The organism is Methylobacterium fujisawaense (genome assembly GCF_039619325.1).
Lineage (GTDB): Bacteria > Pseudomonadota > Alphaproteobacteria > Rhizobiales > Beijerinckiaceae > Methylobacterium > Methylobacterium fujisawaense.
Genome location: NZ_CP155000.1, coordinates 1,966,555 through 1,983,280, shown reverse-complemented (window position 1 = coordinate 1,983,280; position 16,726 = coordinate 1,966,555). Strand labels below are relative to the sequence as shown.

Genomic DNA, 16,726 nt, shown 5'->3' with positions numbered 1-16,726 from the left:
GATGGAGCAGACCGATGTCGACGCGCCGCGCCTTCATCAAGACTCTTCCCGCTGTCGGAGCCGCCTTCTCCGCAGCCGGATGCCTCCTGGCGGAAGCGCGTGCCGCGGGCGACGGGGAATCCCCGGCTGCATCCGCCGGTTCGGAGCACTTCCACCCGAAAGGCAAACCGCCGTCGTCGTTCACCCGCGCCGTGCTCCGGCAGGCCCGGACGCGCCTGCCGTTCGCGGACGACACGGATTTCGAGGAGCAGCGACGCGGGCTGATCGCCCCCATGGCCGACGGGATCATCCGGGCCGACGATGGTCACGTGGCCTGGGACATGCAGCAGTTCCAGTTCCTGGAGCGGCAGGACGAATTTGACAGTATCCATCCGTCTCTGCTACGCATCTCGCGTCTCAACAACAATTACGGGCTCTACGAGGTCGTCCCCGGCATCTATCAGGTCCGGGGGTTCGATCTCTCGGACCTCACCATCGTGCGGGGGCGGACGGGTTGGATCGTGTTCGACCCCCTCGTCAGCCAGGAGACCGCACGCGCCGCCTGGGCGCTGTTCCAGACGCATGTGGGCGAGGGGCGGCCGATCTCGGCCGTGATCTACTCGCATACGCATGGCGATCATTGGGGCGGCGTGCGCGGGATCCTCAAGGAGGAGGACGTGCGGTCCGGCGCCGTGCCGGTGATCGCGCCGGCCGATTTCCTTGTCCATACGGTGGCGGAGAACGTCTACGCCGGCAACGCCATGAACCGGCGGCTGTTCTACCAGTACGGGCTGCTCCTGCCGGCGGCGCCGCACGGCTATGTCGGGCAGGGCCTGGGACAGCGCGTCTCGGCCGGTACCACGGGTCTGATCGCCCCGACGCGCTACGTGGAGAAGCCGATCGAGACCTTCGAGGTCGACGGCATCCCGATGGTCTTCCAGAATACCCCGAATACGGAAGCGCCGCGGGAGATGAACACCTACATCCCGGACCGGAAGGCGCTCTGGATGGCGGAGAACGTCATCGCATCAATGCACAACATCTACACCCTGCGGGGCGCGCCGGTGCGCGATCCGCTCAACTGGTCGAAATACATCAACGCGGCGCTGTACCGGTTCGGCCGGGAGGCCGAGGTGATGTTCGCCTCCCACCACTGGCCCCGCTGGGGCAATGCGCGGATCCAGGCGGTTCTGCGGGCGCAGCGCGACCTCTACGCCCACATGAACAATCAGGTGCTCCACCTCGCCAACCAGGGCGTGACGATCAACGAAATCCACAAGGTCTACGCGCTGCCGCAGAGCCTGCAGCAGACGTGGCATTGTCGCGGCTATCACGGGTCGCCGGAGCACAACAGCCGGGGCGTGATCCAGCGCTATCTCGGATTCTGGGATTGCAATCCGGCGACGCTGATCCCGCTCGCCCCGTCCGAGAGTGCCCCCCTCTACGTCGACATGATGGGCGGTGCGGAGGCGATCCTCGCCCGGGGAAAGCGGCTTCACGACGCGGGCGAGTATCTGCTGGCCCAGGAGATCGTGAACAAGCTCGTCCAGGCCGAGCCGCAGAACCAGGTCGCCAAGGACCTCCTCGCCGACATCTTCGAGCAGATCGGCTACCAGCAGGAGAATCCCGGCCTGCGCAACTGCTTCCTGGCCGGCGCCTACGAGCTGCGCTCCGGCATCCCGGAAGGCGCGACGGCCAGTTCGAGCAGCCCCGACGTGGTGCGGGCGATGCCGACCGAGCTCTTCCTGAACTTTCTTGGCATCCGCATGGACAGTCGCAAGGCGGAGGGGTTGCGCTTCACCATCAACCTGATCACGCCGGACAACGGCGAGCGGTTCATCGTCGAATTGGAAAACGCAACGCTGACCAACATCGCGGGGTTCCAGGCCGAGAAGCCCGATCTCACCCTGACCATCAACCGGTCGGATCTCGAGCAGACGATGATTGGCGCCAAGACCCTGGAGGCGCAGATTGCCGACGGGACCGCGCAGGTCGAGGGCGACGCCGGCATCCTGAGCCGGCTGGCCGCCACGATGGTGACGTTCGACCCGCGGTTCGAGATCCTGCCCGGCACCAAGGTGCGCGGCGCCGCCAATCGCATGCAGTCAGACCCGTATCGGGCCGATTCCGGCGAGGCGGTCGCCGAGTAGCCGGCGACCGCCACTCTTGCTCCGCAGCCGGTCGCGGTCCGGGATGGCCGCAGGGCGACGGAAGAGGTGCTCACGGGATGAGGGTATCGGTCCCATGTCGGATGAGGCCATCACACCGGGAAAGCGTGGGCGGGATCCGGTCCTGATCGATCTGGCCCTGCAGGGCGGCGGCGCGCACGGCGCCTTCACATGGGGGGTCCTCGATCGCCTGCTCGAGGAGCCCTGGCTGAGCATCGACGGCATTTCCGGGACGTCGGCCGGTGCCATGAACGCGGCCGTCCTCATCGACGGCTACGAGCGGGACGGCGCCTCCGGTGCGCGCGCGGCACTCCAGGCCTTCTGGAACGCCGTCTCGCGCGCGGCCCGGTTCAGCCCGCTGCAGCGCAGCCCGCTCGACGTGATACTGGGCCGCTGGACGCTCGATTCCGCGCCGCTGTATCTGGCCGCGGACCTGATGGCGCGGCTCTTCTCCCCGTATGACCTCAATCCGCACGACTTCAATCCGCTCAGACAGATCCTGGACTCGCGGCTGGATTTCGAGCGCATCGCACGGAGCCGGATCAAGCTCTTCGTCACCGCGACGGATGTTCATACGGGCCGGGGCCGGGTGTTCCGCAACGCCGAGGTCACGGCCGACGTGCTTCTCGCCTCGGCATGCCTGCCGACCCTGTTCCAGGCGGTGCGGATCGACGGTGCCTCCTACTGGGATGGAGGCTATTCCGGAAACCCGACGATCACCCCCCTGGTCCGCGAATGCGAGTCGCGCGATACGATCATCGTGCAGGTCAATCCGGTCGAGCGCAGACAAGCGCCGACCTCGGCCCGGGAGATCCTCAACCGGCTCAACGAGATCTCCTTCAACGCGGTCCTGCTCAAGGAACTGCGGATGATGGCCTTGCTGCGGCAGGTCGCGCCCACGGACAATTCCGAGTGCGCCCGATGGGCGGCCATGCGCATGCACCGCATCGCCAGCGACGTTGTCGCCGAGCTGGGCTCGTCCTCGAAGCTCAATGCGGAATGGGCATTCCTGACGATGCTTCGGGACGAGGGACGCCGGAGCGCCGCGACGTTCCTGACCGATCATGGGCCGGATCTGGGTCGGCGTCCGTCCTTCCACCTCGACCGACTGCTTGAAGGCGTTTGACGCAGTCGGAACGCCGCATCGCGTGGCAGAGCTTGCTGGACTTGATCAAGATCAAGGCGTAAATTTTGGGTTTTGACTTCTATTTATTCGTTAATAGATGCAGCACATACTACATTTATCAGTCTACCGTGTGGCATTTCGACAATATTTCCTCAGGTTGGGCGCGCCTCTGCCCAAGCCTCTTCAAACCGGTTCACGCGCATGATCGGCGCGGCACTTCGCAGTCGGACCGGCTCGATCCGGGGGAGCACCTTCACACCGAAGACCGCTCGTCGCATCCGGCCGGCCCCGGAAACGGCCCGGCGCCCACAGACAGAGGAGTGAACGCTTATGCACACGATCCGGGCTCTTCGCGCGGCGCTGGCCGCCTTACCCCTGTTGACCTTCGCCACGTTCGCGGACGCGACGGCCGCTGGCCCCGCACCGGGCAATGCGCTGGCCGGACCGACGGTGTCGGAAGCCAGGGTCACCATCGGCCGTCACAAGGCACTTCCGAAGAAGAAGCGTATCCATCGCGAGCGGAAGATGTAGCGGCGATCGAGAGAGCGCAGATTCTCGCTGTGACTTGACCGGCTGGCTTTGAACCGAACCGATCGAGAGCATGTGCCCGGTGCAAAGCCAGCCGGTCAGGGTATCGGGTTCGCGCCGAACGAGAAGTTTTGGCACGGGGCCACCGCGACTACGGCGATGACGCATGCCGCGATCCAAGGCTGGACGGCAAGGCCGGCCCTGAAATGGAGCGGGTCACCGAAGGACCGTATGCCGGGTCATGAGCTCGGGCCGCGCGTTCGGCAATCAGCAACACGATGCCAAGAGCGGACCATCGGATCTCCAATCAGCTGAGACGCTCGGCGCCCAGCGGCGCATGAAACAGGGCGTCGATGACCGCTCGTCCGTTCGGTTCAGGATGGCGCATATCCAGCCGCCATCGGCCCGCCGATCTCGTTCGGACCCACGTCGTCCGAGCCCAAACCGGCCCATCACGGCAACTTGAGAGCCATGCGTTCCAACAAGGATCGGGCTGTGGCCATAGCGCCACACGTAACGTAACACTGTTACAAAGTTTGTCAGGCCCGTTGACCGGATGCGCGCCGGTGGCGAATATCGTCCGGCCAAGGTTCTTCGGGTCCCGGCCCGGAGCTAAGACGGGAATTCGGTGCGCTTTTCGGAGCGAATCCGAAGCTGCCCCCGCAACTGTGAGCGGCGAGCGCCTGCCACCGATGACCACTGGTGCTTGCACTGGGAAGGTCCGGCGGGCGCTTTGACCCGTGAGCCAGGAGACCTGCCTTCGGCACGATGACGTCCCTCGGGCGGGGTGCCCCGGCGGAGCGCGCGGTGTCGCCGTCTCGTGGGCGACGCTGCCCGTATCCCCGTGGCTTCCACCCGGCAACAGCGAGTGTGTGGTGGCGACCTCCGAACGTCCGTCTCACGGCGAGCCTGCGCGGTTTTCAGCGCCATCAGCGCGTCGTCCGCGGACTCCGCATCGCGGTCGGCGGTTGGCGCTCGCCGCTGTCCTCTCGGCCGGGCTCCCGATCGAGGACGTGCGGGCGCAGGAAAGCGTGACGTTGGAGGAACTCTCGGTCGAGCAGGTCGGGGAGGGTGCCGGCCGCACGACGGCCTCCGGGCGCGGCACCATCGGCCTGATCGGCCCGACGCCGGGATACGGAGCGGGCACGGCCGTCAGCGCCACGCGCACCGCCACTCCGCAGATCGACGTGCCGGTGGCCGTCTCCGTGGCGCCGCGGGAGACGATCACCGACCTCGCCGCCACCCGCGTGGACCGTGCGTTCAACTATCTGCCCGGCGTCGCCCAGCAGAACAATTTCGGGGGGCTTTCGATCTTCAGTTACGCCATCCGTGGTGTGACGACCTCGGAGATCTACAAGAACGGTTTCCCCCTCAATCGTGGGACCCCGCCTCCGCCCGACGCGCAGAATATCGAACGCATCGAGGTGCTCAAGGGACCGGGTGCGGCCCTGTTCGGACGCAGCGATCCCGGCGGGCTCGTCAACCTCATCACCAAGCAACCCACCGCCGAACGGTTCGTCGAGTTCGGCAATCAGGTCGATTCGTTCGGTCTGACCCGCGGTACCATCGATGCCGGCGGTGCCCTGAACGCGGACGGGACAGTCCTCTATCGCTTCAATCTCTCCGCACAGGGGGCCGGCAGCTTCCGCGACTTCGTGGACAGCGACCGGCTGCTCGTGGCTCCAGTGGTGAGTTGGCAGGTCACGCCGGACACACGCGTTACGGTCGAGACCGAGTTCGTGAAGAACCGCATCGTCTTCGACCGGGGCGTGATCGCGCTCAACCGCCAACTCGGCTTCCTGCCGCTTTCGCGGTTCCTCGGCGAGCCCGGTCAGAGCACCTACCAGAACAACAATTCGCTGCAGGTCCGCGTCGATCATCGCTTCGATGAGAACTGGCAGATGCGGCTCGCCGCTTACTTCAACACCGGCGATCTGGAAGGGGAATCGGCGGAGATCCGCGGCATCGCCGCCAACAACCGCACTGTCTTTCGCGACCGCAACGTGCGCGACTATCGCTGGGACGTGGCGGTCGGTCAGGCCGACCTGATCGGGCGGTTCGACACGGGCGGCATCGGCCACACGCTCCTCCTCGGCATGGACCGGGAGAGCACCGACAGCCGAACGGTTTATCTGCGCTCGAACTTCCGCACGAGCCCCTTCGCCCTCGACATCTATTCGCCGGTCTATGGACAGGCGCTGCCGCCGATCACCATCCCACGCAACAATATCGAGCGCATCACCAATACCGGCCTCTATGCGCAGGACGAGATCGTCCTGAGCCCGGAATGGCGGGCGCTGATCGGCCTTCGGCTCGACATCTTCGAACAGAGCTTCCGCGAGCGCGTGGTGCGCAGCCAAGTGGACCAGTCGCGGGTCGCGGCCTCGCCCCGGGCGGGCCTGGTCTACCGGCCGATCCCGGAACTCGCCTTCTACACCAATGTCGGCACGAGCTTCCGGCCGAATATCGGCACCGACGCCGCCGCCGTCACGCGCGGCACGGCGCTGCCGCCCGAGACCGGCCTCGGCTACGAGGTCGGCGCCAAGTCCGAATTGTTCGGCGGCAATTTGCTCCTCACCGCCGCCGCCTTCCGCGTGGAGCGGGAGAACGTGCTCACGCCCGACCCGGCGAATACCGGCTTCTCCCTCGCGGCCGGCGCCGTGCGCAGCCAGGGCTTCGAGCTGACGGCCCAGGGACAGATCACGCCGGAACTGAAGCTCCTGGCCGGCTACGTTTATGCCGATGCCCGGGTCACCAAGGACAACGTCCTTCCGGTCGGCGCCCCCCTGGTCAACGTGCCCCGCCACTCCGGCAGCCTGCTCGCGGTCTACGAGCCAGCGGGCGCGTGGCGCGGCTTCGGGATCGGCGGCGGCGTGCGCGGCGTGGGCGAGCGTGCGGGCGACGCGGCGGGGTCCGGCTTCACCCTGCCGGGCTTCATCGCGGTCGATGCGCTGGCCTATTACAAATTCGGGAACGCCCGCGTGGCGCTCAACATCGAGAATATATTCGACACCGATTACTACGAGAGTTCACTGAACGTATTCCGCGTCTATCCGGGCTCGCCCCGTCGCATCACGGGCTCCGTGACGGTGCGGTTCTGATGGCGGTTGAGACGGTGTTGGCGCTCGGCCGCGTCGTCAAGCAGTTCGGAGGCAGGACCGCCCTCAGCGGTCTCGACCTCACCCTGCGCGCGGGTGAGGTCTATGCCCTGCTCGGTCCCAACGGTGCCGGAAAGACCACCACGATCAACCTCATCCTCGGCTTCCTGAAGGCCGATGCGGGGGAGGTCCGGGTCTGCGGGATCGATGCAGGGACGGATCCCATCGCTGCCCGGGCGCGCACCGCCTACATCCCGGAACAGGTGGCCCTGTATCCGGGGCAATCGGGATTGGAGAATCTCCGTTACTTCGCGACCCTCGCCGGTCTCGCGATCGATCGGGCGGAGGCCGAGACGCATCTCGCGGCGGCCGGCCTGGCGCCCGAGGCCTGGTCGCGGCCCGCCTCCGGCTATTCGAAGGGCATGCGCCAGAAGGTCGGCATCGCCATCGCGCTCGCGCGAAAGACCCGGCTGCTGCTGCTCGACGAGCCGACATCCGGCCTCGACCCATCGGCGGCGGCGGCCTTCTCCGGGACGGTGCGGGCGGCGGCGGAGCGCGGCACGGCGGTGCTGATGGCGACCCACGACCTCTACCGCGTGCGCGAGATGGCCGACCGGGTCGGCGTGCTGGCGGGCGGGCGCGTCGCCGAGGAGATCGATCCGAGGCGATACGCGCACACCGATCTGGAACGCCTCTACATCGCGCGCCTGTCGGGGGCGGTCACGTGAGGCGCGTCCGCGCGGAGTTGGCGCTGCTGTGGCGGGACGCGCGCGTCCGCTGGATCAGCGGCATGATCGTCCTGCTCCTGATGGTCACGGGCCTCGGCGCCTGGCAATCCGCCCGCGATTACGGTGCCGAGGTCGCGCAGGTTACGGCCGCAGAACGGGCCCGCTGGCTCGGGCAGGATGCCAAGAACCCGCATTCCGCCGATCATTACGGCCTGTGGGTGTTTCGCCCGTCGTCGCCCCTCGCCATCCTCGATCCCGGCACCGAGCCCTATACGGGCCGGATGGTGCGGATCGAGGCGCACCTGTTCAACGATGCGGTCTACCGCGCCGTGCAGGATGCCGGCCCCTTCGACCGGGCGGGCCCCTCCGATGTCTCCGATGTCGTCGGCCTCGTCGTTCCCCTGGTGGCGCTTCTCCTCGGCTTTGCCGCCTTCGCGGCGGATCGCGAGCGCGGTACCCTGCGCCTCGCCCTCGGCAACGGCGCGCCGCCCATCCCACTCTTTGCCGCCCGCTTCGCCGCCCTGAACCTCGTCCTTGCGGTCCTGGTCTGCCTGCCCCTCCTCACGCTCGGCGGCGTGGCCATCGCGAGCCTCGGCACCGCGGGCTGGCAGGCTTGGCCGCGCCTCCTCGTCTGGGTCGCGGTGCAGGCCCTATACGGTGCCGTCTTCCTGCTCATCGCGATGCTCGCCTCGTTGCTGGCCCGCACGGCGCGGGGAGCCTTGACGATCTCCCTCGCGGTCTGGATCGCGCTGTGCCTCGTCGCGCCACGGCTCGCGACTGCAGGCATGGAGATGGTCTCGCCCGCCCCGTCTTATCGCGAGACCCGGCTGCGGATCGACGGGGACCTGCGTCCCCATAAATCCGCCGAAGCCAGCGATGCGCGAGCGCAGGCGACGCTCGCCCGCTACGGCGTGAGCGATCCGCAGGAACTCCCTGTGGATCTGCGTGGCCTCATGATGGTGGAGAACGACCACCATGCCTTCGCGGTCTACGACCGGGAACTCGGGGCCTTCTTCGCGGCCCTGGCTGCGCGGGATGCCGCGTTCGGCTGGGCGGGCCTGCTCTCGCCGCGCGTCGCCCTCCAGCGTGTGTCAGAAGGCCTTGCAGGGACCGATTTCGCCCAGCATGCCCATTTCGTCTGGTCTGCCGAGGCTTACCGGCGGGCGATCTCGGAGCGCATGAATGCCGAGATCCGCGACAACCCACAGCGCGACGGACGCGCCATGCTGGCGGGGCCGGAATTGTGGCGCGCAATTCCGCCCTTTGCCTTCGCGCCCCTGCCGCTGTCGCGGTCCCTCGCCGAGATCCGGGTCCCGGCCCTCCTGCTCGGTCTGTGGCTGGCGCTGCTCGGCGCCGGGAGCATCCCCCTGATCCGCAGGCTGGCCCCGTGAGCCAATCGCGCTTTCTCCCACTGCTGAGGACCGAACTGCGCCTAATCCTGCGCGAGCGGCTGACCTGGGCGATTCTCGCCGCGCTCCTGGCGGCCCTCTGCCTCGGGGGCCATACCGGTGCCCAGCGTGTGGCGGGCGAACGGGCCGCGATCGCGCAAGCCTCGGACGATGCCGCGCGCTCCCTCCGGGACGCTAAGGAGGCCGCCGCCCGCTACGCCGTGCCGCGTGCGATGACGGTCAATTACTGGCAGGATCCTACCCACGCCTTCGGCTACATGCACTACTTCCTCGTCGCCTACGCCGTGAAGCCGCCGACGCCCCTGGCCGTGCTCTCTGCGGGGCAGAGCGAGATCCAGCCCGCCGTCATGAAGACGAGCTTCGGCTTCAGCACCGTCTTCGAGGACACGGCCTACGAACTGGGATCCTCCGCCGCGCTGAGGCTCGGGCCCTTCGACCTCGCCTTCGTCCTTATCTACCTCGTTCCCCTGGCGGTGATCGCCATCGCGGGAACGCGCCTCGCCGCCGAGCAGGATGCCGGGATCCTCCGCCTCATCGCGGCCCAGCCCGTTCACCCCCGGATCGTCGCGGGCGCGAAGTTCGGCGCGGCAGCGCTCATCCTCGTCGCCGCCGTGATCGGGGGGACGGCGTTGGCCCTGGCGCTGGCGGGATGGCGGGACCTCCCTCCCGGCTGGGCCATGACCGTCGCCCTCTTGGCCGCCGCGCTCTGCGCCTATGTCGTGCTCTGGGTCGCCGCCTGTGCCCTCGCCGCCAGCCTGTGGCGCGGGGCTGTGGCGTCGCTGACGATCCTCGTGCTGACCTGGGCCTGCGTGACCGTTGTCCTGCCGGCCCTCCTCGGTCTCGCGGTGGACAAACTGGCGCCGCCCCCCTCGCGGATCGCCGCCATCGACGCCAGCCGCCAAGTTCAGGATGCCTTCTACCGGGGCGACGAGGCGGCGAAAGTCACGGCCGCATGGCTGACGGCGCGGTTGCCCGGCACCACGGACCGACCCGACTTGCGCGAGACGCCGCAAATCAAGCGGCTGGCCCGGGATGCGTTCTACGAGACGACGCTCGCCCCCTACCGCGCAGGGATGCAGGCCCGCGCCGAGGGCGCCGCGGCCTGGAGCGCACGCCTGGCTCTTCTGTCTCCGGCGACGACGCTCGCCCTCGCGCTCGACACGGCGGCGGGAACCGACGCCGCCCGCCACGCCGCCTTTCTCGCTGCAGCCTCCGAGTACCGCCGGAGCCTGCGCGCCTTCTTCGAACCGCGCATCCTGGCGCAGGAGCTGCGGCCGGCGGCCGTCTGCGCAGGCTGCCCAGCGCGCCTCGATTTCGACGCCTACGATGCCGTGCCGCGCTTTCCGACTGTGATCGCGGCAGACGCAGCGCGATGGCAGGCCGCGCTCAGTGCGCTCACCCTGTGGGGCGTGGCATTGGCTCTGGCCGGGCTGGCCCTCCGCCGCTTCGCGATATGGTCCGTATGAGCGCTGTCGCGACGTCGGCTGCCCGCCCGGATTTTGAGACGCGGCCCGGCGATGCAGAACGTCGAGCCGCGTCGCTCCGCGCGCAACGGTCCAGGCACGCGTCGAAGCGGCGACTGCCGGCTCTCGTGCGCGAGCGGCCGTACACCCCGGTGGGATTTGCCGGCGGATTGAGCCGTCGCGGCTTCTGCATGCTCCGCGGGGGCACCGTCTGGACCCCGGCTGAGCGCCCAAACCTGCTTTGCCGTCTTGAGGACCAGTCGTGACGACCACGGACGTGAAGCGCCCGCCGCGCATCCTCTCAATCGACGCCTTGCGCGGGCTGGTGATGCTCCTGATGCTCGTCGACCACGTGCGGGAGTTCTTCTACCTTCATGCGCAGGTCCGAGACCCCATGGACCTCGCCGCGACGCCGCCGGACCTGTTCCTGACGCGGGCGGCCTCGCACCTCTGCGCGCCGCTCTTCATCCTGCTCACCGGCCTTTCGGCCAGCCTCTATGGGCAGAAGCACGGTCCGCGAGCGACCGCCGCCTACCTGCTCAAGCGCGGGCTGCTCCTGATCCTGCTGGAAGTGACGCTCGTCAATGTCGCCTGGGCCGGCAGCTTCTGGCCGCCGATCCTTTATCTGCAGGTGATCTGGGTGATCGGCCTGTGCATGGTGGCGCTGGCCGCGTTGCTCTGGCTGCCGCGGGTTCTCCTCGTGACCGGAGCCTTGGCGCTCATGCTCGGTCATAACCTGCTCGACGGGCTCGTGCTCCAAGCGGACGAGCCGGGCTACGTGCTCTGGTCCATCCTGCACCAGCGCGGGATGATCGCATTGCCCTGGGGCGGCGTGGCCCGGACTTCGTACCCGCTCCTGCCCTGGATCGGCGTGATCGCGGCAGGCTACGCGCTCGGGCCGCTTTTCACGGGAGCGGTCAACGAAACGCGCCGTCGCGCCTGGCTCGTCGGGCTCGGGGCGGCCGCCCTCGTCGCCTTCCTCGTCCTGCGCGCGCTCAACGGTTACGGCGAACCGGTGGCGTGGCAGCCCGGCCGCACGCCCCTCGCCAGCGCGCTGTCCTTCGTCAATCTGACCAAGTACCCGCCGTCCGCCGATTTTCTGCTGCTGACACTCGGGCTGGGCCTCTGCCTGCTGACGCTGTTCGAGGTGGTTCCGGCGCGGCTCGTCGGCTGGCTGTGCGTCTTCGGCGGCGCGCCGCTGCTCTTCTACCTGCTCCACCTTGCGCTCCTGCGTCTCCTGTATGACGGAGCCGCGACGGTCGGTGTGGTTGGGGCTTCGGGACGGGTCGAGGCTGGCTCACCGGCGGCGCTCTGGCTCATCGCCGCCGCTGTCAGCATTCCCCTCTGGATGGCCTGCCGTTCGATGGTACGGCTGAAACGATCCGGGAGATGGCCGGCTTTGAGCTATCTCTGAGAGCACGAAGATCGTCCCAGTTAGAGCAGAGAGCGGGACAACGGATGTCCCATTGGTGACGGATAACCCAACAGATGCGGGGGAGGGGCCTGGCCGGCATCGTCCGACGGCGCAGGGTCTGCACCGCGGGTCGCGATCCGGCGGGGCCCGCGTCTGCCAGTCCGACCGAGGGTCGCAAGACGTGGGCAACCGCGACACCGAGCGCCTCGCCGAGATGGGGATCGGCCTGGTCGAGACCGAGGTGAACCATCGACGCGGGCCGTGGCGGATGCTGCCCCGGCTGCCAGCGGGGCAAGGTCAGCCTTAACCACGCCAGACTTCGCGGATCGAACGCGATCCGTTACTCAATTGAGGAATTTTCTCAAAATAAGAATCCGGCCGAAGCTGCGCGGCGTCTTGTGCGGGAATCGTCCAAGCACTGGTAGAATCGATCCTCGTGCCCACGCCGAACGCGGAGGAGCGCACATGAAGGGCCTCGGTTCGACGCCAAATCCAGTCCGGAAAGACGCGCCACGGGAGATTCGGCTCGACGTGGTGGCAGGCCTTACGGCTGCGGCTGTCGTCCTGCCCAAGGCGATGGCCTTCGCCGCCGTGGCTGGACTGCCGGTGGCGGTCGGCCTCTATACGGCTTTCGTTCCCGCGCTCATCTACGGTCTTCTGGGCTCGTCCCGCGTGCTCAGCGTCAGCTCGACGACGACACTGGCCATCTTGACCGCGGCAGAACTCGGCAGCGTGGTCCCTGACGGCGATCCGGCAAAGCTCGTCACCGCGACGGCGACGCTGACGGCCCTTGTCGGAATTCTGCTCCTCGCGGCCAGACTGCTGAAGCTGGGCTTCGTCGCCAGCTTCATCTCGCTGCCGGTGCTCACGGGCTTCAAGGCCGGCATCGGAGCCGTCATCCTGCTGGATCAAGCTCCCAAGCTCCTCGGGCTGCACGTCGCGAAACAGTCCTTCCTTGCGGACGTGGTGAGCCTCGTTCAGCACCTGCCCGCAACCTCCCTGCCGACCCTGGCCGTCGCAGGGACCACGCTGACCGTGCTTGTCGGGATGGAACGGCTCAAGCCGCACGCGCCAGCCCCTCTGGTCACGGTGGCGGCTGCCCTCATTGCCTCATGGCTGCTGGATCTCGGCGCCGCGGGCGTGTCGACCGTCGGGACAATCCCGCAGGGCCTGCCCTCTTTCAGCTTGCCCGACCCAGCGCTCGCTCAAGCACTCCTGCCGGGCGCGATGGGCATCGCCCTGATGAGCTTCACGGAGAGCATCGCCGCGGCGCGGGCGTTCGTGAGGCCCGGCGATCCGCCGCTGGATGCCAATCGCGAACTGGTCGCCACGGGATTGGCGAACCTGGGGGGAGCCTTGCTCGGGGGCATGCCGGCCGGCGGCGGAACGTCTCAGACCGGTGTCGTCCGAGCCGCTGGCGGCAGGACACAAGTGGCCTCGCTCGTGACGGCCGGAGCGGCTCTCGCCACGATGCTGTTCCTGGCTCCGATCCTCAGTCTCCTGCCGCAGGCGACCCTCGCGGCAATCGTCATCGTCTACTCAGCCAGCCTCATTCAGCCGGAGGAGTTCCGGGCCATCTACCACGTCCGGCACATGGAATTCCGCTGGGCGATTGTGGCGGCACTCGGTGTGCTCGTCTTTGGAACACTCCAGGGCATTGTCGTGGCGATCGTGCTCTCGCTCCTCGGCCTTGCCCTCCAGACCGCCCATCCGCGGGTCTCGATCATTGTCCGCAAGCGGGGGGCCGATGTCCTGCGCCCCCTGTCTCCGGAGCACCCCGACGACGAGACGTTCGAGGGCCTTCTGATCCTGCGTCCCGAAGGCCGCCTCTATTTCGCCAACGCGCAGAACGTGGCCGATCGGATCCGGGCGCTGGTCGCCGACCGTGTGCCGCGCGTCGTCGCCCTCGACCTCAGCCGTGTGCCAGACATCGAGTATTCGGCGCTGCAGATGCTGCAGGAGGGCGTACGGCGGACCGACGTGACGGTCTGGCTCGTGGACCTCAATCCGAGCGTCCTCGACATGGTGCGGCGCGCTGGCCTCGATCAGGAACTCGGTCCGGATCGCCTGCTGTTCAACACGCGGGCAGCCATCGCGCGATACAGGGAGCTTCATCCGCGTTCGGCGCCGGACTAGCGCTTCATCGGATCTGGCCGGATCGTCAGAATCGGAGCCTGCGGCCGCGGGAAAGTTGCGGCACTCGGCCGTGGAGAAGCGCCTGAGGACGGGCGTCTGATGGTGTCCGAGGGGGCGCTGACCGTGCGGGTTGCCTCGGCGCGTGGTCTGGCCGTGAGCGGGGCGAAGACGAGTCCGATCGGATTGAAGCCGAAAAAGTCGGCCGGTCGGTGGAGCAACCGTCCGCCGTCCGCCTCGATAGGCGCGCGAAGACCGCCGACCTTGCGGGCGGGCCGATTGCCGAGGACGACCGGGTCACCGCGCTTGAGCGCGCGGGCGGCGAACAGCAGACGCTCCGTCTCGACGGCCGCCAGCACGCCGTAGCCGTCCATCCCCGTGCCCCTGCGAGTCGAGGTAAGGCTTCGGCAGCTTCGCGGGATGAATGTCGCGCAGGCCCGTCGCAGCCGGCGTCATGTCGGCGAGACCACGGACCGCGCGATCGCGCTCATCCGCGAACAGATCCACGAGGCGAATGGGATCGGCCTCGGCCACTAGGCCCGGCTCGATCGCAGGCGTGCGACCTCGCGAGGCCCGATCTCGAGGTAGAAGCGGATCGCATCGTCGACCAGAGCGTCGGGCGTGACGCCCGCAGCCCTTGCGGCGCGCGTGATCTGGAGACCCAGCGCGAGATCGACGCGCAGGTCCGCACCCTGGCTGGGCGAAGCCGATGCGGGGGTCGCGGCAGGTATGGGCGCAGCATGGGTCCGCGATTCGAGTTTGCCGAGCTTCGCTTCGCGGCGGCCTCGGTGGACGAGAGCGTCGGCGCGCTCATTGAGGCGGTCGCCGGCATGCCCCCGGACCCAGGTCCATTTCACGTCGCGCGCCGCGTTCAGTTCGTCGAGGCGCTTCATGAGGTCGACGTTCTTCACGTCACCCGTCGTCGTGCGCCAGCCTTTCGCCTTCCACCCGCGCATCCACTCGGTCACGGATTTGACGACGTACTGGCTGTCGCACCGCATCTCGATCGCGGCTCCCGCCGGGAAATGCTCGAGACCCTTGATCGCGGCCGTCAGCTCCATGCGGTTGTTGGTCGTGGTGCCGGGTTCTCCGCCGCACAGCTCGACCGTGCCGTCCGGGGCCGCAACGACGACCCCCCAACCACCTGGCCCGGGGTTAGGGTCGCAACCGCCGTCGGCATAAACGATCGTTCGCATCGTGGCGTCAGCCCTTCCGTTTGGTCTGGTCGATGGGAGGCCGCCATCCATGCCCGAAATCGGCTGACGGACGGTATACCCACCCCCGGCCGGTCCCGCTGGAGAGCTGCGAGCCGGGCAGCACACCTGTCGCCCCGGCCACGCCGCAGGCCGGGCCTGCGTGGCGCCCGTCAGCACGATCGCGGGGCTCGCAAATCTGCTGCTCCTGACGGAGCGGCCACCCTGCAGCGCTTAGATCAAAACCCGATCGGTTGGGCAATGCGCGGAGCCGCCTGCGACCCGAGCACGTCCTTGCGAACGACGCGGACCGCATCGAATGCGGTCAATCCGAGAGCCCTTCGCCCATCGGAGTCGATCGGTGGGCGCGGAGACGGTGGGGTCGTGGTCACCGGCATGCAGGACGGCTCTGCTTACCGAAGACGTCGCGGTCCACGGGTCGACCGCGCCGGTCCCTCGACGGATCATAGACGGACGCCGCGACCTGCGATGCGAAGTCGCGATAGGAGCCGCTTTCCAATCAGGCCATGATGCGGGGCGGCGGCGATGAGGCCGAACTTCTGGTAGCCGATCCGGAATTCCCTGGGCGCATTCTGGGCGAGGACGCCGGCGCCGAGGCAGAGGCCGGACTGCGCCCGCACCGAACCTCCGTGGTCCCGCAACCGTGGTCGGTCATGAATCCCGGACGGGGATCACGGAGCCGCGGTAGCGGCTGCGGATGAACGCCGCGACTTCGGCCGAGGTCAGAAGCGTTGCGAGACGCTGGATGCGCGGATCCTTCGCCAAACCCTCGGTCGTGACGAGGACGTTCGCATACGGATTGCCCTCGGCGCGTTCGAGGGCCAGCGCGTCCCGTGCGGGCTCCAGCCCCGCTTCCAGCGCGTAATTGCCGTTGATCACCGCGATCGCCACGTCATCGAGGGAGCGCGGCAATTGCGGCGGCGCGATCTCGACGAAACGGAAGTTCTTCGGATTCTCGAGGACGTCGTCCAAGGTCGCGTTCACGCCCGCGTCCTTCGCCCGCAGACGGATCAGGCCGTTGGCCTGAAGCAGCGACAAGCCTCGGCTGGTGTTGGACACGCTGTTCGACAGGGCGACGGTCCCGCCGGCCGGCACGTCCGCGAGCGACTTGGCCCGGCGGCTGTACAATCCCAGCGGCTCGATATGCACCGCCGCGACGACGGCGAAGCGCACGCCCATCGCGGCTTCCTCCGAGCGGAGGAAGGGCACGTGCTGGAAGAAATTGGCGTCGGCGTCACCGTCACGCAGCAGGGCGTTCGGGCGGAGATCGCCCGAGATCTCGATGGTCTTGAGCGGCAGGTCGGGGGCGAGCTTGTCGGCGACGAATTCGAGGATCTCCGCATGCGGTACGGACGAGGCCACGACACGCAGGGGAGCCGTCGCGGCGCGCGCCGGCGCCATGCTCAGGGCCAGCGCGCCAGACAGGAAAAGACGACGGGAGTATTGGGGCACGGCGCACGGTTCTC

At 68.1% G+C, this 16,726-nt stretch carries 12 protein-coding genes and 1 riboswitch; of the genes, 9 read left to right on the top strand and 3 right to left on the bottom strand.

What is annotated here, in order from left to right; translation table 11 throughout:
- The first annotated feature begins 14 nt into the window (after positions 1 to 14).
- The 9 genes from ABC766_RS09415 to ABC766_RS09375 all read left to right on the top strand — a co-directional run bounded on the left by ABC766_RS09415 (position 15) and on the right by ABC766_RS09375 (position 14,049).
- The gene (locus ABC766_RS09415; protein ID WP_345821982.1) at positions 15 to 2,129 is read left to right on the top strand and encodes an alkyl/aryl-sulfatase; all 2,115 of its coding nucleotides are present in this window, start codon (positions 15 to 17) and stop codon (positions 2,127 to 2,129) included.
- Positions 2,130 to 2,223: 94 nt separating this feature from the next.
- The gene (locus ABC766_RS09410; RefSeq protein WP_345821981.1) at positions 2,224 to 3,273 is read left to right on the top strand and encodes a patatin-like phospholipase family protein; all 1,050 of its coding nucleotides are present in this window, start codon (positions 2,224 to 2,226) and stop codon (positions 3,271 to 3,273) included.
- A 330-nt stretch (positions 3,274 to 3,603) separates the two neighbouring features.
- The gene (locus ABC766_RS09405; RefSeq protein WP_345821980.1) at positions 3,604 to 3,804 is read left to right on the top strand and encodes a hypothetical protein; all 201 of its coding nucleotides are present in this window, start codon (positions 3,604 to 3,606) and stop codon (positions 3,802 to 3,804) included.
- Positions 3,805 to 4,371: 567 nt separating this feature from the next.
- A riboswitch (cobalamin riboswitch) is annotated at positions 4,372 to 4,578 on the top strand.
- A 191-nt stretch (positions 4,579 to 4,769) separates the two neighbouring features.
- A complete protein-coding gene (locus ABC766_RS09400; protein WP_342140956.1) occupies positions 4,770 to 6,902 on the top strand; it encodes a TonB-dependent siderophore receptor in 2,133 nt (710 codons plus the stop codon).
- A complete protein-coding gene (locus tag ABC766_RS09395) occupies positions 6,902 to 7,627 on the top strand; it encodes an ABC transporter ATP-binding protein (protein ID WP_342140955.1) in 726 nt (241 codons plus the stop codon). Before ABC766_RS09400 ends, ABC766_RS09395 begins: the two co-directional genes overlap by 1 nt.
- Positions 7,624 to 9,018, top strand: a complete 1,395-nt coding sequence (locus tag ABC766_RS09390) for a DUF3526 domain-containing protein (RefSeq protein WP_345821978.1) — start codon at positions 7,624 to 7,626, stop codon at positions 9,016 to 9,018. Before ABC766_RS09395 ends, ABC766_RS09390 begins: the two co-directional genes overlap by 4 nt.
- Positions 9,015 to 10,502 carry a DUF3526 domain-containing protein gene (locus ABC766_RS09385; RefSeq protein WP_345821977.1) on the top strand — a complete coding sequence of 496 codons (1,488 nt, stop codon included), beginning with the start codon at positions 9,015 to 9,017 and terminating at the stop codon, positions 10,500 to 10,502. Before ABC766_RS09390 ends, ABC766_RS09385 begins: the two co-directional genes overlap by 4 nt.
- A 259-nt stretch (positions 10,503 to 10,761) precedes the next feature.
- Positions 10,762 to 11,913 (top strand): DUF1624 domain-containing protein, encoded by a 1,152-nt coding sequence (locus ABC766_RS09380; protein ID WP_342140952.1) that lies wholly within the window; start codon positions 10,762 to 10,764, stop codon positions 11,911 to 11,913.
- Positions 11,914 to 12,378: 465 nt separating this feature from the next.
- Positions 12,379 to 14,049 (top strand): SulP family inorganic anion transporter, encoded by a 1,671-nt coding sequence (locus tag ABC766_RS09375; RefSeq protein ID WP_345822709.1) that lies wholly within the window; start codon positions 12,379 to 12,381, stop codon positions 14,047 to 14,049.
- On the opposite strand, the gene ABC766_RS09370 is transcribed toward ABC766_RS09375, so the two are convergent.
- From ABC766_RS09370 to ABC766_RS09360, 3 genes are all read right to left on the bottom strand, one after another.
- On the bottom strand, positions 14,046 to 14,420 hold the full coding sequence (locus ABC766_RS09370) for a hypothetical protein (RefSeq protein ID WP_425287538.1): 375 nt from the start codon (positions 14,418 to 14,420) through the stop codon (positions 14,046 to 14,048). The two genes, ABC766_RS09375 and ABC766_RS09370, sit on opposite strands and share 4 nt — an antisense overlap.
- A gap of 159 nt (positions 14,421 to 14,579) precedes the next feature.
- Positions 14,580 to 15,242, bottom strand: coding sequence for a ribonuclease HI (rnhA, locus tag ABC766_RS09365; RefSeq protein ID WP_342140970.1), 663 nt, complete (start codon positions 15,240 to 15,242; stop codon positions 14,580 to 14,582).
- Positions 15,243 to 15,911: 669 nt separating this feature from the next.
- The gene (locus ABC766_RS09360) at positions 15,912 to 16,712 is read right to left on the bottom strand and encodes a MetQ/NlpA family ABC transporter substrate-binding protein (RefSeq protein ID WP_345821976.1); all 801 of its coding nucleotides are present in this window, start codon (positions 16,710 to 16,712) and stop codon (positions 15,912 to 15,914) included.
- Between the last annotated feature and the right edge of the window lie 14 nt (positions 16,713 to 16,726).